At 51.1% G+C, this 23,646-nt stretch carries 22 protein-coding genes; 2 read left to right on the top strand and 20 right to left on the bottom strand.

Annotated features, from left to right (window positions below; translation table 11 throughout):
- Nucleotides 1–12: 12 nt before the first annotated feature.
- The 10 genes from ACOQPM_RS16220 to ACOQPM_RS16265 all read right to left on the bottom strand — a co-directional run bounded on the left by ACOQPM_RS16220 (nucleotide 13) and on the right by ACOQPM_RS16265 (nucleotide 9,625).
- Nucleotides 13–798 (bottom strand): hypothetical protein, encoded by a 786-nt coding sequence (locus ACOQPM_RS16220; RefSeq protein WP_420630315.1) that lies wholly within the window; start codon nucleotides 796–798, stop codon nucleotides 13–15.
- A 123-nt stretch (nucleotides 799–921) separates the two neighbouring features.
- Nucleotides 922–1,677, bottom strand: a complete 756-nt coding sequence (gene tpiA / locus ACOQPM_RS16225) for a triose-phosphate isomerase (protein ID WP_420630316.1) — start codon at nucleotides 1,675–1,677, stop codon at nucleotides 922–924.
- 85 nt (nucleotides 1,678–1,762) lie between these two features.
- Nucleotides 1,763–3,586 carry a protein kinase domain-containing protein gene (locus tag ACOQPM_RS16230; RefSeq protein ID WP_420630317.1) on the bottom strand — a complete coding sequence of 608 codons (1,824 nt, stop codon included), beginning with the start codon at nucleotides 3,584–3,586 and terminating at the stop codon, nucleotides 1,763–1,765.
- Nucleotides 3,587–3,699: 113 nt separating this feature from the next.
- On the bottom strand, nucleotides 3,700–5,379 hold the full coding sequence (gene ilvD, locus ACOQPM_RS16235; protein WP_420630318.1) for a dihydroxy-acid dehydratase: 1,680 nt from the start codon (nucleotides 5,377–5,379) through the stop codon (nucleotides 3,700–3,702).
- Between the two features lie 20 nt (nucleotides 5,380–5,399).
- Nucleotides 5,400–6,035, bottom strand: a complete 636-nt coding sequence (locus tag ACOQPM_RS16240) for a hypothetical protein (protein ID WP_420630319.1) — start codon at nucleotides 6,033–6,035, stop codon at nucleotides 5,400–5,402.
- 13 nt (nucleotides 6,036–6,048) lie between these two features.
- Nucleotides 6,049–6,447, bottom strand: a complete 399-nt coding sequence (locus ACOQPM_RS16245) for a RidA family protein (protein WP_420630320.1) — start codon at nucleotides 6,445–6,447, stop codon at nucleotides 6,049–6,051.
- The gene (locus ACOQPM_RS16250) at nucleotides 6,440–6,871 is read right to left on the bottom strand and encodes a hypothetical protein (protein WP_420630321.1); all 432 of its coding nucleotides are present in this window, start codon (nucleotides 6,869–6,871) and stop codon (nucleotides 6,440–6,442) included. Before ACOQPM_RS16250 ends, ACOQPM_RS16245 begins: the two co-directional genes overlap by 8 nt.
- A 5-nt stretch (nucleotides 6,872–6,876) precedes the next feature.
- Nucleotides 6,877–7,965 (bottom strand): 3-isopropylmalate dehydrogenase, encoded by a 1,089-nt coding sequence (gene leuB / locus ACOQPM_RS16255; RefSeq protein WP_420630322.1) that lies wholly within the window; start codon nucleotides 7,963–7,965, stop codon nucleotides 6,877–6,879.
- Nucleotides 7,966–8,075: 110 nt separating this feature from the next.
- A complete protein-coding gene (locus ACOQPM_RS16260) occupies nucleotides 8,076–8,549 on the bottom strand; it encodes a YbaK/EbsC family protein (protein WP_420630323.1) in 474 nt (157 codons plus the stop codon).
- Nucleotides 8,550–8,641: 92 nt separating this feature from the next.
- Nucleotides 8,642–9,625: a hypothetical protein gene (locus tag ACOQPM_RS16265; protein WP_420630324.1), complete on the bottom strand. Its 984-nt coding sequence runs from the start codon at nucleotides 9,623–9,625 to the stop codon at nucleotides 8,642–8,644.
- A 294-nt stretch (nucleotides 9,626–9,919) separates the two neighbouring features.
- Here ACOQPM_RS16265 and ACOQPM_RS16270 point away from each other — a divergent pair, with 294 nt between their 5' ends.
- A complete protein-coding gene (locus ACOQPM_RS16270; protein WP_420630325.1) occupies nucleotides 9,920–11,116 on the top strand; it encodes a hypothetical protein in 1,197 nt (398 codons plus the stop codon).
- A 54-nt stretch (nucleotides 11,117–11,170) separates the two neighbouring features.
- A complete protein-coding gene (locus ACOQPM_RS16275; RefSeq protein ID WP_420630326.1) occupies nucleotides 11,171–12,127 on the top strand; it encodes a hypothetical protein in 957 nt (318 codons plus the stop codon).
- A gap of 235 nt (nucleotides 12,128–12,362) precedes the next feature.
- Here the strand turns inward: ACOQPM_RS16275 and cimA are convergent, their stop codons facing one another.
- From cimA to ilvB, 10 genes are all read right to left on the bottom strand, one after another.
- Complete coding sequence (gene cimA, locus ACOQPM_RS16280; RefSeq protein ID WP_420630327.1) at nucleotides 12,363–13,922, bottom strand: citramalate synthase; 1,560 nt, start codon at nucleotides 13,920–13,922, stop codon at nucleotides 12,363–12,365.
- Nucleotides 13,923–14,001: 79 nt separating this feature from the next.
- Complete coding sequence (gene leuD / locus ACOQPM_RS16285) at nucleotides 14,002–14,610, bottom strand: 3-isopropylmalate dehydratase small subunit (protein WP_420630328.1); 609 nt, start codon at nucleotides 14,608–14,610, stop codon at nucleotides 14,002–14,004.
- Between the two features lie 78 nt (nucleotides 14,611–14,688).
- A complete protein-coding gene (locus ACOQPM_RS16290) occupies nucleotides 14,689–15,168 on the bottom strand; it encodes a hypothetical protein (RefSeq protein WP_420630329.1) in 480 nt (159 codons plus the stop codon).
- Nucleotides 15,169–15,257: 89 nt separating this feature from the next.
- Complete coding sequence (leuC, locus tag ACOQPM_RS16295) at nucleotides 15,258–16,664, bottom strand: 3-isopropylmalate dehydratase large subunit (protein ID WP_420630330.1); 1,407 nt, start codon at nucleotides 16,662–16,664, stop codon at nucleotides 15,258–15,260.
- Nucleotides 16,661–17,209, bottom strand: coding sequence for a pyridoxamine 5'-phosphate oxidase family protein (locus ACOQPM_RS16300; RefSeq protein ID WP_420630331.1), 549 nt, complete (start codon nucleotides 17,207–17,209; stop codon nucleotides 16,661–16,663). Before ACOQPM_RS16300 ends, leuC begins: the two co-directional genes overlap by 4 nt.
- A 72-nt stretch (nucleotides 17,210–17,281) precedes the next feature.
- Nucleotides 17,282–17,851 carry a hypothetical protein gene (locus tag ACOQPM_RS16305; RefSeq protein ID WP_420630332.1) on the bottom strand — a complete coding sequence of 190 codons (570 nt, stop codon included), beginning with the start codon at nucleotides 17,849–17,851 and terminating at the stop codon, nucleotides 17,282–17,284.
- 127 nt (nucleotides 17,852–17,978) lie between these two features.
- Entirely contained in the window at nucleotides 17,979–19,634 is a 1,656-nt protein-coding gene (locus ACOQPM_RS16310) for a 2-isopropylmalate synthase (protein ID WP_420630333.1), read from the bottom strand.
- A 48-nt stretch (nucleotides 19,635–19,682) separates the two neighbouring features.
- Nucleotides 19,683–20,687: a ketol-acid reductoisomerase gene (ilvC, locus tag ACOQPM_RS16315; RefSeq protein ID WP_420630334.1), complete on the bottom strand. Its 1,005-nt coding sequence runs from the start codon at nucleotides 20,685–20,687 to the stop codon at nucleotides 19,683–19,685.
- A gap of 60 nt (nucleotides 20,688–20,747) precedes the next feature.
- Nucleotides 20,748–21,299 carry an acetolactate synthase small subunit gene (gene ilvN, locus ACOQPM_RS16320; RefSeq protein ID WP_420630335.1) on the bottom strand — a complete coding sequence of 184 codons (552 nt, stop codon included), beginning with the start codon at nucleotides 21,297–21,299 and terminating at the stop codon, nucleotides 20,748–20,750.
- A gap of 45 nt (nucleotides 21,300–21,344) precedes the next feature.
- Nucleotides 21,345–23,060: a biosynthetic-type acetolactate synthase large subunit gene (ilvB, locus tag ACOQPM_RS16325; protein WP_420630336.1), complete on the bottom strand. Its 1,716-nt coding sequence runs from the start codon at nucleotides 23,058–23,060 to the stop codon at nucleotides 21,345–21,347.
- Nucleotides 23,061–23,646 lie beyond the last annotated feature (586 nt).

Below are 23,646 nucleotides of genomic sequence, written 5' to 3' on the forward strand. Positions count from 1 at the left end.
CAGTGAACTCATTTATGAACTTGGTGGGCCATACACAACCGAAACCCCTTTGGCGCGTCCCAAAAGCGCTTCAAGTCCGGCAATAACTGCCATGAAGAAGAAGTTGACACCAATGGCCATTGACAGGGCCAGCCCCAGATAGCTAAACACAATGGTTGCTGGCTCTATCAGACTATCCAGAATAAGGCCTGTCCAGCCTAAGATTGACAGGACGATGCCCACGGCGACCATTGTGAACAGGAAAGCGGGCCAAGCGCGGCGGTCGGAGCGACTAGGCATCATGCCGTTGGCGATGGCAAAAAGCAGGTAAAGCCACAGCAGAAAGTCTGGCGTTAGGTAAACTTGTTTCAGGGCTGCCACCAATAAATCTAGCTGGCCAGATTGGAAAGCAGCAGTCAGTTCCGTAACGCTAAAGACACGGAAGCCAATGAGGAGGATAACGGCCGTTCCCAAAATCAACGGTGCGCCCCCAATCAAACTTTCACGGATGGGGCCGAGGGTGCGGCCTTTGAAATATTCCACATAGCCTAGCTGCACCGTGCCATCCGGCTGCATTTTGGGAATAATGGAGAAGCCACCGGTACGAACGCCCAAAAAGGTAGCGGCCAGCCAATGGCTAAGTTCGTGCAAAAAGACACCGGGTAGCAAAATAATTGCGTATAAAATGACAGCCCGCTCTGGCTTGCCCATCAGCAGCAAAGAAAGACCATGCAGGTGGGTGTGAATCCACCGCTGCATGATGAGCAGGATGACGAGGGCAAAAGCAACCCAAACGAAGGGCATGATGACGCTGCTCATAAAATTTCTCTACTGGAGCAAAGCGAAAAAATTCGCACCTGTCATACCCGCAAAAGCGGGCATCCATTTTCCTGCAAAAATATGGATTCCCATCTGCGCGGGAATAACAAGCAGTGTCGAATCTTATCCTTTGGCATTTCTCACCAGTTCAACAAAGCTGGCTTTGAGGCTCGCCCCGCCAACCAGCGCGCCATCAATGTCTGGTTGAGCCATATAGTCGGCGATATTGTGCTCTTTCACGCTGCCACCGTACTGTATTCGCACTTTTTGGGCGGTTTCTTCGCCAAACATCTCAGCGATGGGGCCGCGCACGCTGAGGCCGATGATGCTGCCTGCCTGGGCAGCCGTGGCAGATTTGCCCGTGCCGATGGCCCAAATTGGCTCGTAGGCAATGATGAGGCTAGCAACTTGTTCGGCAGTCAAGCCATCTAGCGCAGCCCGCACTTGCCCACTCACAAATGCTTGCGTTTCGCCCGCTTCATTTTGCGCCAGCGTTTCGCCTACGCAAATGATGGGGGTGAGGCCGTGCGCCAGGGCTGCTTTGGCTTTTTGGTTTACGCCTTCGTCCGTTTCATTAAAATATTCACGCCGCTCAGAGTGGCCAATGATGACATATTGGCAGAATGGGGTGAGCATGTTGGGGGCGCATTCGCCTGTGTAAGCGCCGCTGTCGGCAAAGTGCATATTTTGGGCACCCACGCCAATGTCAGTGGCCTGTAGCGCGTCGAAAACGCCAGGTAGGCTGATGAAGGGCGGGCAAACGACCTTGTCTACACCTTTGATTTGGCCGAGGCCGTTGCGAATTTCACGTACAAATTCTACGGCTTCCACGGCCGTTTTGTTCATTTTCCAGTTTCCAGCAATAATTGGGGTACGCATGACACTCCTTGAAACTAATTTTGCTACAGAGACCACAGAGAAAAGAGAGAAATCTGTTGAATCTGCGAAATCTATTGATTCGTATTTACGGCCGTAATTCTATGATGTTTTCTTCGATCCGGGTAGCCAGCCAGAAGGGGGGTTCGTGGACCATGGCTTCTTCAAATGTATCCAAAGCCTCTTCTGGTTCGTCCAGCTCTAGCAGTAAAATGCCTTTAATGAAGAAAAGATCGGCGGCGTAACGGCCGTCGTCAAATGCTTCTGGCGACTCTAAAATGGACAGCGCTTCCGGCAGCAAATCCTCGTCGTACAAAATGTACGCTTCGCCAATAGCGATGGTTGTTGGGTGGTGGGCATCCTCTTCAAGTCTGCCGAGATATTCTTCAATGCGACGAGCGGATAGATCTTCAAGCAAATAAGCCATCATCAAATTTTGCTGAATCTCAATATCTCGTGGGAAGCGAACGAGCCCTTCTTCTAGCACCACGTTGGCTAACTCGTACTGCTCTTGCTCCATCAGCCGGTTTACCAATGCGTTTAGGGCAACGGGCATCCGCATTCGGCTTACCATGTCTCGAACAATGTGGCGTGCTTCTTCAACTTGGTCATCCCGCATGAAGGCAGCGGCCAATTCGGCGGCAAGCAGGTTGTTTTCAGGATTTTCTTCATAAAGCGGCAGGAGTTCTTCAACAGGGCGCACCACTTCTGGCAGCTCTATTTCTGGTGGCAGTGGCTCTTCATCGTCAAATTCCGGCAGCGGGGCGTCAAGATCGTCTTCGTCTTCAGGCTCTTCGGCAATTGGCTCGTTGTTTTGGGGCGAAAATCCGTCGGTAAGTACAAAAATGAGACCCGCACACAGACACATTCCTACTAAAACGCCAATGCCCACCAGCACCAACGGCCGTCTACGCTTTGTCTCTTTTTCGGCGGTAGGGGCAACAGCAGTCGGGGCTTCATCATCAAGCGTTGGTAAAGCTGGGGGCGGTTCACTGGGGATGAGAACGGCCGTTTCTACAGGCTGGGTTTTCTTCTCGGTGCTGTCTGGCAAAACGGCCGCACCGGCTGGCCCGATCTTGCTGGGGGCATCTTCCAATGCTTCCTTGAAGGCAGTCACGAATTCACCAGCGGTTGCGTACCGCTCTATTGGTTCTTTGCTGAGCACTTTAAGCAGCACCATTTCTAACGCGGGGCTAATTTTGTCATTCAGGCTGCTGGGCAATGGCGGCGGGTCAAAAATTTGGGAGTGGATCACGGAGTAACCGGTGTCTGAGGCAAACGGCACCCGCCCGGTGACCATTTCATACACCACAATGCCAAATGAGTAGATGTCAGTACGGCCGTCTAGCTCCATGTTGCCTTTGGCTTGTTCTGGCGAAATGTACTGGGGCGTGCCCATAATCATATCTTGCGACATCGTTGATTCGCCAGATTGAGTAATTCGCGCCAGACCAAAATCGGCAATGAAGACACCGCCCCCCTGCGTTAGTAAAATGTTCGATGGCTTAATATCCCGGTGCAGCACGCCCTGTTTGTGGGCATGATCCAGGCCGTCGGCTACCCGACTGGCAATGCGAATCATCTCTTTCGTGGAAAGTGTGCCCTGGCTCAGCCGCTCCTTGAGTGTTTCGCCTTGCACAAAGCGCATCACCAGGTATGGATAGCCATCATGCTCGGCAAAGTCGTAGACGGGAACAATATTGGGGTGTTCCAGGCGTGCGACTACCTGCGCTTCGCGGGTAAAGCGGCGCAGGAAGCTATCGTCATCCTTGAAGATGGTGTGCAAAACTTTGATGGCGCGGTAGCGGTCCAGCCGCTCATGGTATGCCTTGTAGACGGTGGCCATCCCGCCTTGGCCGAGTTTTTCTTCAATTCGGTAGCTGCCAACTGTGGAACCAATTTCAAAGCTCATGTTAGGATTATAGAGAATGGTTGTTAACGGAACAAGAAGGGGTTGTAAACCATTTGTAACGGTAAATGATGAATAGCAAAAGGTTAGCGATTGCGATGAGAACGGCCGTTTTTTTACTCATCCGTCACGCAGCCCTCAGAGGCAGACTTGACGTTCTTGATGTATTTGTACAGCGTGCCCCGCGTGGCTTTGTAGGGCGGGGTGGCCCAGGCGGTGCGGCGCTTTGCAATTTCCTCGTCGCTCACGTCCATGTTGATGGTGCGATTTTGGGCATCAATCGTCACCTTGTCGCCAGTTTTCACCAGGGCAATGGGGCCGCCTTCCTGCGCCTCTGGGGTAATATGCCCCACGATGAAGCCGTGACTGCCACCGGAGAAACGGCCGTCTGTCATCAACGCCACATCTTTACCCAAGCCAGCACCCATGATGGCGCTCGTTGGCGTCAACATCTCCGGCATCCCAGGGCCACCCTTTGGCCCCTCGTAGCGAATGATGATGACGTCTCCTTTTTGGATTTTGCCATCTTCCAACGCTGCCAGCATTTCTTCTTCCGAGTCAAAAACGTTGGCCGTGCCGCTGAATACCAGCCCCTCTTTACCCGTAATTTTGGCGACGGCACCCTCTGGTGCCAAATTGCCGCGCAGAATTTGGATGTGGCCGCTTTCTTTGATGGGATTGTCTAACGGCCGTAACACTTCCTGCCCCTCACTCAACCCTGGCAAATCAGCCAAATTCTCTGCTACGGTTTTGCCCGTTACCGTCAGGCAGTCGCCGTTGATGAGGCCATTTTCGTGTAGATATTTCATTACGGCTGGAGTGCCGCCCACTTCGTGCAAATCTTCCATCACGAAACGGCCGCTTGGCTTCAAATCGGCTAAAAAGGGCACCCGGTCACTCACCGCCTGGAAATCGTCAATCGTTAAATCCACATCCACCGAACGCGCCATGGCGATCAGGTGCAGCACCGCGTTGGTCGAACCGCCCAAAGCCATCGTGACCACCATCGCATTTTCAAATGCCGCCCGTGTCATGATGTCGCGCGGCTTGATGTCGCGCTCCAGCAAGGTGCGAATGGCGCGACCAGCTGCCACACATTCATTCACTTTCTCTTCGGAGACGGCGGGGTAGGAGGCGGAGTAAGGCAGGCTCATCCCCAGTGCCTCGATGGCGGAGGCCATGGTGTTGGCGGTGTACATGCCGCCGCACGCCCCTGGGCCAGGGCAGGAATGGCGCACAATTTCCTCACGCTCTTCGTCGCTGATGCTACCTGCCAAATATTCACCATAGCTTTGGAACGCTGAGACGATGTCTAGCTTGGCGTGCCTGGCGGTGCAGCCTGCCTGAATGGTGCCACCGTACACCATGATTGCTGGCCGATTGAGCCGCCCCATTGCCATGATGCAGCCGGGCATATTTTTGTCGCAGCCGGGCAGAGCCACTAGGCCGTCGTACCATTGCGCCCCCATAATCGTCTCGATGGAGTCAGCGATGAGGTCGCGGGATTGGAGCGAAAAGCTCATGCCGTCCGTCCCCATGCTAATGCCGTCGCTGACGCCGATGGTGTTGAAGCGCATCCCCACCAAATCGGCTGCGGCGACGCCTTCCTTCACCTTTGCGGCCAAATCCAGCAGGTGCATGTTGCAAGAGTTGCCCTCGTACCAAACGCTGGCGATCCCCACCTGCGCTTTGTCCATATCGGCGGGCTGGAAGCCAGTCGCATACAACATTGCCTGCGATGCCCCCTGCGATTTGGGTTGAGTGATACGTGAACTATATTTATTCAATTGCGTCATTTCCTCTCCTCATTGATTAGTTAATTCCAGGGAGAATCTGGAAAAACTTGTTTGTTAGCAAACCATGTTCGCTGATTTTCTATCCAGATATGGAATTGGTTATTTGACCTTGCAACCATTTCCTCAAATGTTGAAGGCACGTTGCCTAATTCAAAAAACCATAATTTTTCATGATTATTTTGAATTTTCCCAAGCCATGGTTGGCCGTGTTGGGCCTCATTTGTTAAAAAGATTGGCAAATTTGTAAATTCACAAGCAGCAAATTCGATGATTTGAAGAACAGCTTTTATTGGTTTTTTGTAATAGCGGACAGTTGGAAAGTTAGAAAGATCGTCGATTTCCGAAGAAGGAAAGGATAAATTAAAACTGACCCAATTATCCTTTAATTCAGGCATGACGATGGATGTGATTCCAAGAATGCTGGGGCGAGCCGTTATAGAAACCTCTTTTAAATGTAGTTTCACTTCTGGGGCATTGGGAGAGTAGACAAATCCGTCTTGTGGCACGTCCCAAGAGATGTTTTTCAGCCAGTCTTTATTTCCCTCATTTAAAAGGTTGATTTGGGACAGAAAATTCTCAAACTTTTTGAGCAGAACAGGGAAATCATTCTTTGATTCGAGCTTTTGGTGCATTTCGATTCGATGATATTCAGGCATATCGGTTCCACTGCTAAATTACGGCCGTTCCCTCAATCTCAATCAAAAATTCAGGCCGGGCTAACGAATGCACCCCAATCCAGGTGGCTGTGGGTGGATTTTCTGGAAAAAATGTCTTCAATCCTTCGCTGACTGGGGCGGTTTTATCCATCCAATCTTGGACGATGTAGATGCGTAAGGCTGCGATGTCGTTAAGGGTGGCACCTGCGGTGGTTACGGCCGTTTCCACATTCCGTAAACTTTGCCACACCTGCGCCTGCAAATCATTCTCGCCCACGATATTTTGGTTTTCATCCCAGGCCACTTGCCCGGAGAAGTAGACCGCGCGGCTACCCTGCGCCACCACAATTTGCGAAAAGCCATACTGCACGCTGTTAAACAACGATTCTGGATTTAAGCTAATCTTAGGCACGCTGAACTCCTTTTACAAATTGATAAGAAAACCGCCTGCCGCAATGAGCAGAAAGCCCACTCCTAGCCAGCGCACCCCCGGTATCCAGGCGCGGAACAGGATTTTGGCATTTTGAGCGCATCTCACTCGTTGCTTTTTTAGCCCGGATGGTGGTCAAATTTTCTTGTACGGTTTCATGGCTGAACGCACCAAACGTGTCCCGAATGAATATGAAGCCGCCGTAGATGATTACGGCCGTTCCCAACAAAATCAGCGGCAGCCCAACCAGATGTAGCCAAACAGCACGCATATCTCCAGCCTGAGCGAGTGGTTGAATCGTCTCCGCCCACATCGACCATAAGATTGAGCCGCCAAAAACGGCCGCAATCACCCACAAAACATATTTCCCAACTGAGCTGTTTGCCGATTTTTTAGACTTTGCCATTTTGCTTATAAGTTTGCTACAACCAAATTGCCCATCTCCTGCGTACTTACCTGCGTTTCGCCCAGTTTGGCAATGTCGGCCGTTCGGTGACCGGCGGCGAGGACTTGCGAGACGGCCGTTTCCACCACATTGGCCTCATTTTCCAACCCCAAGCTAGAGCGCAGCATCATTGCCGTGCTTAAAATGGTTGCCAGGGGATTGGCAATGCCCTGTCCCGCGATGTCCGGCGCAGAGCCGTGAATCGGTTCGTACAGCCCCACAGAGTCAGCTTCACCCAGCGCCGCCGAGGGCAGCATCCCCAGCGAGCCAGTAATCATCGAGGCTTCATCAGACAAAATGTCGCCGAACATATTGCCCGTCACTACCACGTCAAAATCGCCGGGGCGGTTGATGAGGTACATTGCCATGGCATCTACCAGCACATCTTCATACTCGATGTTCGGGTACTCTGCCGCTACCTCATGCGCCACCTCGCGCCAAACGCGGGATGAGGCAAGCACGTTGGCCTTGTCTACCGAAGTCACTTTGCCTCGCCCGCCAGCCGCTTTGCGCTGCTCGGCTAGCGTAAAGGCCACGCGCAAAACCCGCTTGATTTCCATCTCGCTGTAGCGCATCGTGTCGTGGCCGCTGCGTCCTTCAGCCACCGTTTCCCGACCCTGCGGCGAGCCAAAGTAGATGCCCCCGGTCAATTCGCGCACAAAAACAATGTCCACATCCTGCACCCGATCTGCTTTGAGCGGACTGGCCTCTGCCAAAGCTGGAAATACGCGCACCGGGCGAATGTTGGCAAACGCGCCCAGCGATTTACGCAGCTTGAGCAGCCCTTGCTCTGGCCGCACCTTGGCCGTGGGATCGCTCCATTTAGGGCCGCCCACCGCGCCCAGCAGCACCGCGCTGCCTGCCAGGCACATGCCCAGCGTCTCTTCGGGCAATGGGTTGCCCGTCTCATCAATGGCGATGCCCCCTGCCAAACCTGTTTGGGTAGTGAAGGTGTGGCCGAATTTGCTGGCAATAGCATCCAGCACCTTTTCAGCCTCAACCACCACCTCTGGCCCAATCCCGTCGCCAGGGAGTAATGTGATTTTTGCTTCCATCTTTTTTCCTTTGTTAGAAATGTTTTGAGTTTGATCGTATTTCGTGTTGCGTATTTCGTAACGTCCCGTGGCTACGCAATACGAAATACGCAATATTTTCAATTTGTGCGCTACTTTTTAATGTTTACGGCCGTTCCGCCACACCCAGCCACCAAATCACCCGGCGCAATAGCAAACACCGCAAACGGCGTCCCTGCCGCCGCCCAAACCGTCTCAAATTGTAGCAAATCCTCGTCCACATAAATTGTCATCGGTGTAAGGTGGCCGAAGGGCGGTACGCCGCCAATGCTAAAGCCAGTCGCCGCTTTCACTGCGTCGGCTGTGGCGCGTTTCACCTTTTTGCGCCCCACGCCGCACAAAGCGGCCAGCTTGCGTTCATCTAGCTGGTTTGTGCCAGAGACCAGCGCCATGATTGGCTCACCATTTACCGAAAAGCAAAGGCTCTTCACAATTTGCCCCAGCGTACAGCCAATCGCATCGGCCGCGTCCTGCGCCGTGCGCGTCGTTTGGGCAAATTCCTTAACTTCGATGTCTAGCCCCAATTCCAGAGCAGCATCGGCAACTTTTTGGGTAGATGGGTGCATTTTTCGGTAATCGGTGGCCGGTTATCGGTAGTCCGTAATCGGTTATTCGATGACCGTTCACCGATTACCGTTTACTGAATACCGATTACCGACTAATCAAGGTCATAATCGTCTTCGTAATCTTGTTCAAAATAGTTCTTGCTGCGGCGACGGTCAATGTAGCGGTCGAACTCGGCGGAGATTTGGGGGTCGAAGGAGTCATCCAGGGTGGCGTCTAAGATAATGTCGGCGATATCGTCGGGGGAAGCGGCCGTTTCATCAAACGCCTCTATATTTGCCAACTGCTCCTCCAATACGTCCCGCTCAATTTTTCGTTTGTCAATATCCTGTCGCAGCTGCGCCGCAACTTCAGCAAACCAATCACGACCCGCTCTTGCCACTTCTTCCTGCCGCTGCATCATAAACGTGCTTTTATGTTTGTCTAGCTGTGCCAACTCATCTTTAATCTCTTCCAGCCGATTTTGCACCCGCGTCAACTCCCGCGTTAGCAAATCTAGCTGCTCTTGTTCAGAATTGATCACAATGGTGTGCGGCGCATCTGGTTCCAGGAGCAATTGTTCCAACTTTTCCAAATCGCCGGCCGCGTAGGCAGCATTGATCGCCATCATCATCTGGGTGCGATATTTACGATCTTCCTTGTCCACCGCCATGTCGGGGTGAAAGCGGCGTGCCAACTGGCGATAGAGCTGCTTGAGCGACACCTTCTCTTCCTCTGCCAGCTTTTGGCGCGGAACCTGCGGCATTTCCCGATACCGATAGTCGCCCGATTCGGCCGCGCGTTCGCCTGCAGCCCAAGCGGCCGCTTCATTTTCCGGGTCGGTCTGCCAGCCTTCACCCAGCCAGCGCATTTTGCGCCTTAGCTCCTGAATTTCCGCTTCCAGCTTGTCTAGCTTGTCCGTGAGCCTGGCAATGCGCGAGCGCAGCTTGAACTCAAAGGCACTAATCGCCGCCAGCCGTTCCGACAGCTCTGCCTCAGCCTCCACCAGACGCGGCCGTAAGTTGTTTAGCAGCGCGGTAATCTTCTCAATTTGCTCATGCAAACTGGTTTTCGCGGGTGAGTGATTCTGGTTCGTCATATGGATATTGTAGTCGGGAATTAGGTAATTGGGTAATTATTTTCAGCAATTTTACAGCAACGAATAGTTGTGTTTTATTTTCGTTTTTTCAAACATGTTATTCGAAAACGATGGGACTCTATGTGGACAAAACATTCACTATTGGCTTCCATTTTGTTGTATCCACTGGTGAAGATTCCATCTATACAAAAAAACAAACGGTTTACCAAACGCTTGATCGCTATGATAAATGAAATAAGGTAATTTTTTGAAAAAGAACACTTTTATGACGATTGTATTTAGAAAGGAGAAACTATGAATACTGTGAATAATGTTTTTGAAGATTTTATTATTGTTCATTCAGATCAGGTAACAATCCATTTGGATGCACAGAATAATAGATTGATATTTAGAAGCGGTCCTGACGAGGACCGAGTTCGTATTGATGCCAATGGCGGGAATATATGGCTTGGTGGGAATGGGCAAGATGGGGATATATTTTTGTTCCCAAATGCCGGAGATAATCAAACTACCAATCAGGCAACAATCCATTTAGATGCAGAGAACAGTAGATTGTCTTTAAGAAGCGGTCCTGGCGAGGATCGAGTTCGTATTGATGCCAATGGTGGGAATATGAGGCTTGGTGGGAATGGGCAAGATGGGGATATATATTTGTTTCCAAATACCGGAGATAATCAAACTAGCAATCAAGCAACAATCCATTTAGATGCAGAGAATAGTAGATTGTCTTTAAGAAGCGGTCCTGGCGAGGATCGAGTTCGTATTGATGCCAATGGTGGGAATATGAGGCTTGGTGGGAATGGGCAAGATGGGGATATATATTTGTTTCCAAATGCCGGAGATAATCAAACTAGCAATCAGGCAACAATTCATTTAGATGCAGAGAATAGTAGATTGTCTTTAAGAAGCGGTCCTGGCGAGGATCGAGTTCGTATTGATGCCAATGGTGGGAATATATTACTTGGTGGGAATGGGCAAGATGGGGATATATTTTTGTTCCCAAATACTGGAGACAACGAATCTTTCGACCAGGCAACTATCCATTTAGATGGAGATTCTGGGGATATTAGACTAAGGAACGCCGATTGTGCTGAAGATTTTGATATTAATGAAGATATTGGAGAAGTCGAACCTGGTACTGTCATGGTGTTGGAAGAATCAAGCAAACTTTCCGTCAGTTCTAAACCCTATGACAAAAAGGCTGCAGGTATAATTTCTGGTGCTGGTGATTATAAACCGGGAATTATATTAGATAGACAACCTTCTGAGAATAAACGATTACCTGTTGCATTGATGGGGAAGGTCTACTGCAAGGTTGATGCAACATTTGGTTCTATTCAGGTTGGAGATATGCTTACAACCTCTCCAACGGTTGGCCATGCAATGAAGGCAGACGATCCATTTAGAGCATTTGGTGCTGTAATCGGTAAAGCCTTGAGTTCATTGGAAAAAGGTCAAGGTTTAATCCCTATTCTTGTTTCTCTACAATAATTTAATTTTTTTAGGGCGTAAACGGAAAGCAAATCGGTTTTCAAGGAGGTTGCCATGGGTATTTTTGGAGACGTTGTTAAGGGTATTGTTGGTGTTGCAGTCGGCGGTCCAGTTGGTGGCTTAATTGCAGTAACAAAAGGTGACGAGATAGTCGAAGGCACAGTTGATGTAGTTCGGCAAATTGTCAGTATTGGGGAAGATGTATATCGCGCAATTCCTGCCTGGGCATTTGCCTTTGGTAATCCACTCCACGGGGTTCTGAAACATGTTGCTGAAGATGAAATAATAATGCTAGGCCAAATCGCTGGAGAAATAGTTATTGTTTCAGGCTTATATTGGCCCGTATTAGGACCTGTTGGTGCAACAGCTCAAATTATGCAAAACATAGTCCCTACTATGGTTACAGTAGGGTCACTTATCGGGAAAATAGATCACAGGTATCTAAACGATCAAGAATGGGAAATGGCAAATTATATTTTTGGTGACTCACTAGCTGACAGGGATAGAATAATTTTAACAAATTTCTCTTGGCCAGGGGATAGACCATTTGTGTTTCCCAACACAATTGGTCAAATTTATGTAAACCTAGGTTCAGCTTATGTGCATAATGGTTCGATATTTCAGGCCCCATTACTATTTCACGAGTTAACTCATGTTTGGCAGGCTGAGAGACATATATTAAGAGAAATATTCTTTTATCACGCCGCGGTGGGCCGAGAATACAGCTTTGAGCACGGTCGCCAGTGGAGTGAGTATAATCTGGAACAACAAGCAAGTATCGTCGAGGCATGGTTATTGGGCCGAATTAGAAAGGCGGGGGGCGTTTTTACTGGAGATCGTAATCGGCTTGCAATAGGATCCCCGTTGTTCCGCTACATTAATGGCAATATTCGAACCTCCAATAATTTTGCGAGGACAATGGGCGATAGTTCAGTAAGGCGATTTCTTTTAGAAGGGAATCACCAAACAATGAGAGATATGCACCCAGAACCACCTCCGCTCTGGTGGTAATGTTAGTCCAGACCTCACCATCAGAGCGGAGGTGGTGTCCTCAGTATTGAATGATTGGAAGTGGCTCCAAATGCTATAATTGAGACTTATGCAAACTCCATATTTTATTCGACGTTCTGAACCTTAATTTTAATTAACAGGAACCAAAATATATGAAAGTAGCTACAACTCTTTCCGTTTAATATGCAATAACTAATTAATCTGCTGCTTCAAATTTTCTTAATTGCCAGGTGTCTCAATTTCCCAACAACGCATATTCCATGCTGTCTGCTAATGCCTGCCAGCTGGCTTCTATGATGTTGGGGCTGGCTCCGACCGTGCTCCAGCTTTGGTTGCCCTGCCGTGTGTCGATTAAGACGCGTGTGGTGGCTGCCGTGGCGTTTTCACCATCTAAAATGCGTACCTTGTAATCCACCAGCTTGATGCTGCTGAGCTGCGGATACACATCGACCAACGCTTTCCGCAAGGCGGCATCCAGCGCGTTAACCGGGCCATTTCCCTCGGCGACGGTGTGCATCCGCTTGGGGCCAACCCGTACTTTGACGATGGCTTCCGCGTTCAGGCCGCGCCCGCGCCGCTGATGCACGCTTACGGAGTAGTCAATTACTTCAAACGGCGGCACGTAGGCGGGATGGGTGCGGCGTAGCATCAGCTCAACGGATGCTTCCGCCCCTTCAAAAGTGAAGCCTTGCGCCTCTAGCGTTTTAATTTGCGTGAGGGCTTTGCGTAAATCGAGACTTTCTGTGTTTAGGCCAAATTGGTGTGCTTTGTCTACCAAATTGCCTCGCCCAGACAGCTCCGAAACGACGGAACGCTGCTGGTTGCCTACCAGCTCCGGCTCAATGTGTTGGTAACTAAGCGGGTTTTTGAGCATAGCGGCGACGTGGATACCGCCTTTGTGAGCAAAGGCACTGGTTCCCACGAACGGTTGGTGATCATCTAAATCCAGATTGGCGACCTCGGCGACGTAGCGGGAGAGTTCGGTGAGGGTGGCTAGTTTTTCTGGCGGGACGCAGTCGTACCCCATTTTTAGCTGCAAATCGGGGATGAGGCTGCACAGGTTGGCGTTGGCAACCCGTTCACCGTAGCCGTTGATGGTGCCTTGTACTTGGGTTGCCCCGGCACGCACGCCTGCCAGCGAGTTGGCTACCCCACATTCCCCATCATCGTGGGTGTGGATACCAATTTGGACGTTGGGGCCAACGGCCGTTTTCACCTCCGCCATAATCTCCTCGATCTCCCAGGGAAGGGAGCCGCCATTTGTGTCGCACAGCACCACCCAATCGGCCTGGTTTACGGCCGCTGCCTTGATGGTCGCCAGGGCGTACTCCGGGTTGGCTTTGTAGCCATCGAAGAAATGCTCCGCGTCGTAAATGACCTCTCTGTTTTGGGATTTGCAGTAGGCGACGCTCTCACCAACCATTGCTAGATTTTCTTCCAGGCGTACTTCCAGCACATCCGTGACGTGCAAATCCCAGCTTTTGCCCACGAGGGTAACGGCTGGCGTGTTGGCCTCGATGAGCAACTGTAAATTTTTATCCTCTTCTGGACGAACGCCTTTGCGACGGGTGCTGCCAAAGGCGGTAACTTTGGCGTATTGCAAATTAAGCGACGCGGCGCGGCGGAAATATTCAGCATCCTTCGGGTTGGAACCAGGCCAGCCGCCTTCGATGTAATCAATGCCAAATTCATCGAGCCGCTGGGTGATTTTGAGTTTGTCGTCCACCGAAAGGGAAATGCCTTCGCGCTGGGTGCCATCACGCAAAGTGGTGTCGTAGAGGAAGATTTTAGTCATGCGATTCTCCTGGAAGGAGATTAGAGACTGGAGACTGGAGATTGTTGAATCTCTATCTCTAGTCTCCAATCTCGCGGCATCAGCCGCTTGTATTCACGCGAGCCGGATGCGCGGCTTCGTAAGCGGCAACAGCATCGGCCTGCTTAAGTAAGTAGCCAAGTTGATCCAGCCCTTCGAGTAGGCAGGTTTTGCTGAAACTATCTATGGGGAAGTGGACGGTACGGCCGTCTGGCAAAGTAACCGTCTGGCTGGCTAAATCCACGCTCACCTGGGTGCTGGGGTCTTCGGCCACCAAACTCAGAAGCTGCTCATGCGTTTCTTCATCCACGATGATGGGCAGTAGGCCGTTTTTGAGTGAGTTGTTGCGAAAAATATCGGCGAAGCTGGTGGAAATGACGGCCGTAAAGCCAAAATCCATCAGCGACCAGGGGGCATGTTCTCGGCTGGAGCCGCAGCCAAAGTTATCCCCTGCCAGCAAAATAGATGCGCCCTGTGCCTCTGGCTGATTTAGCGGAAAATCAGTACGTGGCGAGCCATCTTCACTGTACCGCCAATGGAAGAATAAATTTTTACCCAACCCTTTTTTGCTAATTGTCTTCAAAAACTGGGCTGGAATGATCTGGTCTGTGTCAATATTTTCTGTAGGAATTGCCACCATGTGGCTGGTTAAGGTTGTAAATGGTTGCATAGAACTCTCTTTTAGGTTATTTGGGTTTGTAATTAGGTAATTGAGTAATTGCCCAATTACCTAATTACTCAATTACATCTACTGGTAGGCAAATTGAAAGCGCGACGGCCGTTCCCGCCTTGTAGCCCTTCGTTGACCAGATTCAATGACAGTTAAAATACCCTCTTGAACCAGTGCCTCGATGACATGTGGGCGGAACCAGTCGCTGAGTTGGGCTGGATCGTTGAATTTATTGGGAGCGTGGAACAGCAAACGGCCGTATCGCTCCAATTGCACCTCGGTAATGAGTTGACGCAGGCCAATGCGGTGCAGCAACTGGTTCTTTAGCTGGAACTTGTTCACGCCGCTCAACGGGACGATGAGCCGACCATGACTTTCACTGAATACAGGGTTTTCAACGGCAATCGCTTCACGCACTACGCTGTCCAGCTTGCTAAAACGGCACTGGGAGAGGTCGCCCACCAGCACCAGCGATGTTGCTGCATCCACCTGCGGCAAAAGTTGCTTCACACATTCCACGGCGTAGCGCACTTTTACGTGATAGGTTGGGTGTTCCATTTTCCCCTCCTTCATGAATGGGACGCAGATTTGCCTGATTTACCTGATAAATATGATCAGGGCGATCAGGTAAATCTGCGTTCTATTTGCTACTGCAAACTACGCACGTCCGTCACCTTGCCAGTAACGGCCGTTGCCGCTGCCGTGAGTGGACTCGCCAAAAAGGTGCGCCCACCTTTGCCCTGTCGCCCTTCAAAGTTACGATTGCTGGTGCTGACGGCGTACTGTCCTGGTTCTAGCTGGTCGCCGTTCATGGCAATACACATCGAGCAGCCCGCTTCGCGCCACTCTGCGCCCGCATTTTTGAAGATGCGATCCAGCCCTTCAGCTTCGGCCTGCTTTTTCACATCCTGCGACCCCGGCACGACCATGACGCGCACGTTTTCTGCCACGGAACGGCCGTTAAACACTTCAGCCGCCTGCCGCAAATCAGAAATGCGTGAGTTGGTGCAGCTACCGATGAACACCACGTCTACTGGCTGTCCCAGCAGCGGCTTGCCTGCTTGCAAATCCATGTAGGCCAGCGCTTTTTCCACCGTCTGCCGCTCGCCGATGTTGCCAATAGCCATTGGGTCGGGAATATTGTCGGTAATCTTCATCCCCAAACCCGGGTTCGTGCCGTAGGTGATCATCGGTTCCAGAACAGAGGCATCAATGTCAATCTCTTTGTCGTAAACTGCGCCTTCGTCAGAAACGAGGCTGCGCCAATACGCCACAGCGTCATTCCAAGCTGCACCCTGGGGCGCATGTTTTTTGCCCTTGATGTATTCAAATGTCGTGTCATCTGGGGCGATCAGCCCGGCACGTGCGCCACCTTCAATGCTCATGTTGCAGATGGTCATGCGCTGCTCCATCGTCAGGGCACGAACCGCCTCGCCGCGATACTCAAAGACATGCCCCGTGCCGCCACCCACACCAATTTTTGCCAGCAGTGCCAGGATAATATCTTTGGCAGTGCAGCCTTGGGGCAGACGGCCGTTTACATTCACAGCATACGTCTTGGGCTTGGTTTGCAGCAGGCACTGGGTCGCCAGCACATGCTCCACTTCGCTGGTGCCAATGCCAAACGCCAGCGCACCAAACGCACCGTGCGTGGCTGTGTGGCTGTCGCCGCACACAATTGTCATGCCCGGCTGGGTTAGCCCCATCTCTGGGCCAATGACATGGACAATGCCCCGGTTGGGACTCTCCATGCCAAATAGCTGAATGCCAAAGTCGCGGCAGTTGGCTTCCAGCGTGGCAATCTGCTTGGCGGCGATGGCATCCTGGATGGGAACGCCAATCGGTGTGGTGGGGATGCTGTGGTCCATGGTAGCGATGGTTTGAGACGGCCGTTTCACCCCCAAGCCCCGTTCGCGCAAGCCAGAAAAAGCCTGCGGCGAGGTCACCTCATGCACCAAATGCAAATCAATATACAAAACCGCCGGACTGCCCGGCTCATCCACTACCACATGGCTGTCCCAAATTTTGTCAATAATTGTTCTGGGTTCGTTCATTTACTCTCCAATAAATAAGTCGGCAAGCCATCAATGCTTGCCTGGTTTTTCTCTACCCAATAGCGTTGCACCCCTTCCTCGCAGCGATTTTCCGCCCATCGGAGCAATAAATCTCTATCTCCCCGATAATCGTAAAGTGGAACCGCAAAGCCACAGGAACTTTGCACCGATTCAATGTCCATCAGGATGATGTTACGGTTGTTTGGTGCGGGCGGAAACAAAGGAACATAATCCACCCATTCAGCATCTTGCTGATGAATCGCCCGACCCGTTCCATACAAACGTAAAATGAGCGGTTTCCCGGCAAAACTACAAAACATGATGGTGAGACGGCCGTCTGCTGCCAAATGTGCGGCCGTTTCATTACCGCTGCCAGTCAGGTTCATAAAGGCAACCTGGTTGGCGTTGATGATCCTGAAACAGTCTAATCCTTTGGGGCTGAGATTGATACGGCCGTTTGCCGGAGCCGTCGCCACAAAAAACATATGCTGTGCGGCAATAAACGCCTGCAAATCTTCACTGAGTGCTTCATAAAATTTAGCCATATCTCTTCCTACTATTTCATTCCCAATCCCCGTTCATGCAGCCCCGCTATCGCAGTTCAGTTTCATTTTTTGTTAGTCTTTCATTACTATTGACGACCACAGTTGATCCCATTTTTCCAATAGAAATTCTATGTAGTTTAATATGTAGCCAGGGGAAAAGACATTTATTGATTTTGGGGGATCACCTTTTTTGTCAGAAAAATATCTGTATTTTTGATCTGGGTTTCTATCCACACCATCAAAGACTTTCGATCCTATGATATCCTCAATTTTTTCTTGAGAAAGCTCCCACGGAGACGGAAAATTAAAATCCTCATTAGAATATATCTCTAAATATTGAGCCTTTAGCTTACCAATATCATGATTCAGCTTATAGTTTGAGTTATTGGAAATAATACAAGCTTTAAGGAATAATTCCGTCGCGTGGTATAACAAGAAATATACGACAGAAGCATTTGGCCAATTTTGAGCGGAGGAATTCTCACCAATTTCAATGCACAATAATTTGGCTGATTTCAAATATGCTGTAGAAAGTTCAAATAGACGATCACAATTTTCTTTTTTCCCAAACTCATGAGATTCTATCCTGCATCCAGGCCATTTAGCTTCTTCTAAAAAAGGGTCTTCAATTCTAATTGCCATACTATATCTCGCATGAAGGCCAACAATATCTTATCCTGCAATGCTTAGAGAGGTTCTTCACTGCGCTGTGTTGTTTTCAGGAAGGTATAAACTATAAACGCAATAAATAATCTCAAGTCTCCAGTCCCTAATCTCCAGCCACAACCTGCTCCACCACACTCGCCGTCTCTGAACTCGCTGCCAGCATCTTGTTCAGCGCGCTCAGATAAGCCCGGGCGCTAGCCACGACGATGTCGGTGCTGGCCCCGTGGCCGCTGAAGGTGCGGGCATAATGCTGGCTCGTCTGCGGATTGAGTGCGTAGCTGCCATCGCCATTGCTTGGCTGAATGCGAATTGTCGCTTCTGCTTGAGCATCTAACCCTTCCGTGACGGCGTTGATGGAAAACTCAGTCAATTTGGGTGCTTCGCCCACAATGCGGTTGATCGCTTGGTAGGCGGCATCAACCGGTCCGGTTCCCAGAGCCGCATCCATAAACGTCGTGCCGTCCGGCCCGGTTAGGCTGACAGACACGGTGGGGATGCTTTGGTCGCCGCAGGAGACTTGAATCTGGTTCAGCTTCCAAATTTCCGGCGGCTGGTAAATCTCATCGGCAATAATGGCTTCGATGTCAGCGTCGGTGACCACCTTTTTCTTGTCGGCCAGCCGCTTGAAGCGTTGAAAAGCCTGTTCCAGCTCATCTTTGTCCAGGTCATCGTAGCCCAAATCTTCCACCCGCACGCGGAAGGCATGGCGGCCAGAGTGCTTGCCCAGCACCAGCGTGCTGGCGTGCAGCCCTACCGTTTCGGGTCGCATAATTTCGTAGGTAAGCTGGTTTTTCAACATCCCATCCTGGTGAATCCCCGCTTCATGGGCAAAGGCGTTGGCGCCGACAATCGCTTTGTTCGGCTGCACCACCATCCCCGTGTAGGCACTTACCATCCGGCTGGTGCGGGTGATGTGGGTGGTGTCTATGTTGGTGGTGAAGTTGAAGAAGTTGGGTCGGGTGGAAATTGCCATCGCCACTTCTTCCAGAGAGGTGTTGCCTGCTCGTTCGCCAATGCCGTTGATGGTGACTTCCACTTGCCGAGCACCGTTTTGAACGCCAGCCAGCGTGTTGGCCGTTGCTAGCCCCAAGTCGTTGTGGCAGTGGGTAGACCAGACAACCGTCTCGGCACCTGGGGTATTTTCGATGAGGTAGCGGATGAGACGGCCGTATTCCTCAGGAGCCGTGTACCCAACCGTGTCGGGAATATTCAGCGTCGTGGCCCCAGCCTTAATCGCTTCACCCAAAACCTGCACCAAAAAATCTGGATCAGAGCGTCCCGCATCTTCTGGCGAAAATTCCACATCGTCACACAGGCTTTTAGCAAAGGAGACCGACTCAATGACTTGGTCAATGCACTCTTCACGATCCATTTTGAGCTTGTGGTCTAGATGGATGTCGCTGGTAGCCAGGAAGGTGTGGATGCGGTGGCGCGGCGCGCCTTTGACGGCGTCGTAGGCACGCTGGATGTCTTGCTTATTGGCGCGGGCGAGGCCAGCAATCACCATTGGTTGGCCGCTTTTGCGCCCTTCGGTAAGCGGCCCAATCTCCTCGGCAATGCGGCGCACGGCATCAAAGTCGCCCGGTGAGGCGATGGGAAAGCCTGCTTCGCAAATGTCTACGCCCAGGCGAGAAAGCTGACGGGCAATTTCCAGCTTTTCCTCTACGTTAAGCGTTGCCCCCGGCGACTGTTCGCCATCGCGCAAGGTTGTGTCAAAAATAACCACTGTTTCCTGAATATCAACATCCTCTTCGCTCATTTTGTTCTCCCGTTTTCGGTAATTCGGTAGCAACCTACCGATTACTGATTACTCAATTTCTACGGCATTCAGCCACGGCATCATCTGCCGCAATTCCTTGCCCACTTGCTCAATTTTGCTGGTACGGGCTTCCTGACGGCGCTGGTTGAACCAGGGACGGCCGTTTACATTTTCATCAATCCACTCTTCGGCATACGAGCCGCTGCGGATGTCTTGCAGCATTTGCTTCATCGCTTGGCGCGTCTCGTCCGTGATGATTTTGGGGCCGCCGGTGTAGTCGCCGTGTTCGGCCGTATCGCTGACGCTGTAGCGCATGTAGCTCAAACCGCCCTGGTAAAAAAGGTCTACGATTAGTTTAAGTTCGTGTAGGCATTCAAAGTAGGCAATTTCTGGCTGGTAACCTGCTTCCACCAGCGTGTTGAAGCCTGCTTCTACCAAAGCGGCCACGCCGCCGCACAAAACCGCCTGCTCGCCAAAGAGATCTGTTTCGGTTTCTTCGGCGAAGGTGGTTTCTAACACGCCAGCGCGGGTGCAGCCCAATGCTCTCGCATAGGCTAAAGCATTCGCTTTAGCTTGGCCACTGGCATCTTGCTCCACGGCCAGCAGGGCGGGGGTTCCTACGCCTTCCACGTACACTTCACGAACGCGGTGGCCGGGGGATTTAGGGGCGACCATGCTCACGTCCACGTCTTTGGGCGGCACAATTTGCCCAAAGCGAATGTTAAAGCCGTGCCCAAACATCAGCGTTTTGCCTGCGCTTAGGTTGGGAGCGATGGACTCTTTGTAAACGGCCGCTTGCTTTGTATCTGGCACCAAAACCATAATCACGTCTGCTTCAGCGCAGGCTTCCCCGGTCTCTTTTACTGTAAGACCATCAGCCTCAGCCTTTGCCCACGATTTGCTGCCGGGGTAAAGGCCCACGCGCACATCTGCACCAGAGTCTTGCAGATTTAGCGAATGAGCGTGCCCCTGACTACCGTAGCCAAGTACGGCGATCTTTTTGCCCTCAAGCAGAGCAAGGTCTGCATCTTTGTCGTAATAAATATTTGCCAAGATTTCTTCTCCCTTGTTTCGGTAATCCGATTTGCTGATTACCGATTCCTGATTACTGGTTTAATGATGTCCGTTTTGGGTGGGAACGGCCGTAAACGTTCCCCGTTCTTCCCGATCATGCTGGCCGCGCACCATAGCAATGCGGCCGGTACGCACCATTTCCTCAATACCAAAGCCCTCCAGCAGCCGAATCAGCGAATTCACCTGATCCTCCTTGCCCACAATCTGGATGATGAGCGATTCCATGTCTACATCCACAATGCTGGCACGGTAAATATCCACTAGCTGCATCACCTCGGCGCGAGTTTGGCTGTTGGCCTTTACTTTGATGAGTGCCAGTTCGCGCTTAACGGCGGGCAGATGCGTCACATCCTCGATGTGGGTAACGTTGATCAGCTTGTCTAGCTGCGTTTGAATCTGGCGCATGTCCCGGTCGGTGCCGTAAGCTACAAAGGTCATGCGACTAATGCCGGGGGTTTCGCTATGGCCCACGGCGAGGCTTTCGATATTAAAGTTGCGACGGCGAAACAGCCCCGCCACCCGGTTCAAAACGCCCGGCTTGTCTTCCATCCAGGCGTTGATTGTGTGTCGTTTCATTCCATCTTTTGTCATTTTCAATTCCTTATCGTCAAAATTGAACTGATCACCGATTACTCTTTACTGATTGCCGCTTACGGCCGTTGCCGGACGCCGAATCATATCCGCATTGCTTTTACCTGGCGTTACCATCGGATACACATTGGTAAACTCTTCCACCTGGAAGTCTAGCAGGTAAGGGCCATCATATGCCTGAGCTTCCTGGATGGCTTCGGCCGCTTCCTCTTTGTTGGTAACGGCTCGCGCTGGAATGCCATAGGCTTCGGCAATCTTTACAAAATCGGGATTAAATAGGGGCGTACCCGCGTGCCGCTTGTTGTAAAACACATCTTGCCACTGGCGCACCATGCCCAAATAACCGTTGTTGATAATGGCAATTTTGACGGGCAATTTTTCTTGAACCACCGTGGAAAGCTCTACCATCGTCATTTGGAAGCCGCCATCTCCGGCCACAACCCAGATTTCCTCATCGGGCAAGCCCATTTGTGCACCGATGGCAGCGGGCAGCGCGTACCCCATCGTGCCTAAGCCACCAGAGGTGAGCAAACTGCGTTTCTTGGTGTGGTGGTAATATTGTGCTTCCCACATTTGGTGCTGGCCTACATCAGTGACAACGGTAGCATCTCCTTCGTCGGTGGCATGCCACAAGGCTCTCATGACGTAGGGGGCGATCAGTTCATCTGTTTCCTGGGCCAAAATGTCGCGGTCACTGGTATCGGCTTTCCATTCAGCAATTTGCTCTAGCCAGGCGGGATGCTCATTAGGTTCAATTTGGGGCAGCAGGCTCCGCAACGTAAGGAGCGCATCGCCAATGACGGGGGTATTTATAGTGATGTTTTTGCCCATCTCGGCTGGGTCTAAGTCAACGTGGATAATTTTGGCTTTGGGGGCGAAGGTGTCGAAGGCACCTGTCAGTCGGTCATCTAGCCGTGCGCCGATGGCAAAGAGAACATCACACTCTTGCAGGGCATAGTTGCAGTAGGCTTCGCCGTGCATGCCACCCCAGCTTATGGAGAGCGGGTGGGTGGCGGGGAAGGTGCCAATGCCCAGCAGGCTGGTAGCCACGGGGATGTTGGCTTTTTCGGCCAATTGGCGTAGCTCTGCTTCGGCATGAGCAATGGAGACGCCTTGCCCAGCGACGATGACTGGTTTTTTGGCTTCGTTGATGAGTTGGGCAGCGCGGGAAACGGCCGTTGCCTCCGGTGCATTCATATTCGGATTGTAGCCAGGCAAATTGACTGCTTCCGGGTATCTGAACGGCATCGAGGCTTGCTGCACATCTTTGCACACGTCAATGAGTACAGGGCCTGGCCGTCCCGTGCGGGCAATGTAGAATGCTTCTTTAATGGCCTCTGGCAAATCCTTGATATCGGTGATGAGGTAGTTGTGCTTGGTCACGGGCAAGCTTACGCCCTGCACATCCGCTTCCTGGAAACCATCCCGCCCCAGCAAGGAGGTAGGCACTTGTCCAGTGATAGCTACAATGGGCGTAGAATCCATGTAAGCAGTTGCCAAGCCGGTAATGAGATTGGTGGCTCCCGGCCCAGAGGTGGCAATGCACACGCCCACGCGCCCGGTGGCGCGAGCATAGCCATCGGCCATGTGGGATGCGCCTTGCTCATGGGTAACCAATACGTGGTGAATAGGATACTCATACTTGGCCAGGTCATCGTAAGTAGGGAGGATGGCACCGCCGGGTAGCCCAAACACGACTTCGACACCTTCGTGCATCAGGCTTTCCCAAATAATTTGACCACCCGTTTTTAGCTCGCTCATAGTTCTCCTCCTTCTTTGGAGATTAGAATAGCTAGAATGAAAATGTACAAAAAAAGCCGCCCTGCTGGGCGGCTTAGGTTTAACCGATGAGTTGTTACACTCTGCCTTTACCCAACAAGCAATCTCTCCTCATGAATAATAAGGACGAGGCTAATAAGGATAAGGCTAATAATGATCTGAAAGAGTGTAAACATATTATTTTTGCAAAGCCAATTCTAATATATCACCAGTGTACAAGCTGACGGTTATTCCGCCAATACCAATTTGCCAAAATAAACTAAGCAAATCTTGTATAGTTTGTACAATAGGCTGGGATTTAGCAAATCAATTGTGATTTGCTCCAGTAAAAGCGAGAGAAGGGGTTCTTCTTATTTGCAAAAACTTTTTTCTGCTTTTACATATATTGGACTAGGGGATGTTGGCAAATAGTTGCTGTGTATAAAAACACCAAGGCGGAAAATGCTTAAACATTTTCCGCCTTGATTCCCACTATTTCCCACTGAACCGCGCATTTCAGCACAAGTCTCCATGAGTATATGGGATCATGTGCGTCAACTCTACGGTTATTATGGCTGAAATCAGTGCG

Origin of the sequence: Candidatus Leptofilum sp., from assembly GCF_965223525.1 — a bacterium.
Taxonomy (GTDB): domain Bacteria; phylum Chloroflexota; class Anaerolineae; order Promineifilales; family Promineifilaceae; genus Leptofilum.

Bases quoted from the DNA above. Each gene is read 5' to 3' on its own strand.
- ACOQPM_RS16220 (WP_420630315.1), bottom strand. From the start codon at position 798: ATGAGCAGCGTCATCATGCCCTTCGTTTGGGTTGCTTTTGCCCTCGTC.
- tpiA (WP_420630316.1), bottom strand. From the start codon at position 1,677: ATGCGTACCCCAATTATTGCTGGAAACTGGAAAATGAACAAAACGGCC.
- ACOQPM_RS16230 (WP_420630317.1), bottom strand. From the start codon at position 3,586: ATGAGCTTTGAAATTGGTTCCACAGTTGGCAGCTACCGAATTGAAGAA.
- ilvD (WP_420630318.1), bottom strand. From the start codon at position 5,379: ATGACGCAATTGAATAAATATAGTTCACGTATCACTCAACCCAAATCG.
- ACOQPM_RS16240 (WP_420630319.1), bottom strand. From the start codon at position 6,035: ATGCCTGAATATCATCGAATCGAAATGCACCAAAAGCTCGAATCAAAG.
- ACOQPM_RS16250 (WP_420630321.1), bottom strand. From the start codon at position 6,871: ATGGCAAAGTCTAAAAAATCGGCAAACAGCTCAGTTGGGAAATATGTT.
- leuB (WP_420630322.1), bottom strand. From the start codon at position 7,965: ATGGAAGCAAAAATCACATTACTCCCTGGCGACGGGATTGGGCCAGAG.
- ACOQPM_RS16260 (WP_420630323.1), bottom strand. From the start codon at position 8,549: ATGCACCCATCTACCCAAAAAGTTGCCGATGCTGCTCTGGAATTGGGG.
- ACOQPM_RS16265 (WP_420630324.1), bottom strand. From the start codon at position 9,625: ATGACGAACCAGAATCACTCACCCGCGAAAACCAGTTTGCATGAGCAA.
- ACOQPM_RS16270 (WP_420630325.1), top strand. From the start codon at position 9,920: ATGAATACTGTGAATAATGTTTTTGAAGATTTTATTATTGTTCATTCA.
- ACOQPM_RS16275 (WP_420630326.1), top strand. From the start codon at position 11,171: ATGGGTATTTTTGGAGACGTTGTTAAGGGTATTGTTGGTGTTGCAGTC.
- cimA (WP_420630327.1), bottom strand. From the start codon at position 13,922: ATGACTAAAATCTTCCTCTACGACACCACTTTGCGTGATGGCACCCAG.
- leuD (WP_420630328.1), bottom strand. From the start codon at position 14,610: ATGCAACCATTTACAACCTTAACCAGCCACATGGTGGCAATTCCTACA.
- ACOQPM_RS16290 (WP_420630329.1), bottom strand. From the start codon at position 15,168: ATGGAACACCCAACCTATCACGTAAAAGTGCGCTACGCCGTGGAATGT.
- leuC (WP_420630330.1), bottom strand. From the start codon at position 16,664: ATGAACGAACCCAGAACAATTATTGACAAAATTTGGGACAGCCATGTG.
- ACOQPM_RS16300 (WP_420630331.1), bottom strand. From the start codon at position 17,209: ATGGCTAAATTTTATGAAGCACTCAGTGAAGATTTGCAGGCGTTTATT.
- ACOQPM_RS16305 (WP_420630332.1), bottom strand. From the start codon at position 17,851: ATGGCAATTAGAATTGAAGACCCTTTTTTAGAAGAAGCTAAATGGCCT.
- ACOQPM_RS16310 (WP_420630333.1), bottom strand. From the start codon at position 19,634: ATGAGCGAAGAGGATGTTGATATTCAGGAAACAGTGGTTATTTTTGAC.
- ilvN (WP_420630335.1), bottom strand. From the start codon at position 21,299: ATGACAAAAGATGGAATGAAACGACACACAATCAACGCCTGGATGGAA.
- ilvB (WP_420630336.1), bottom strand. From the start codon at position 23,060: ATGAGCGAGCTAAAAACGGGTGGTCAAATTATTTGGGAAAGCCTGATG.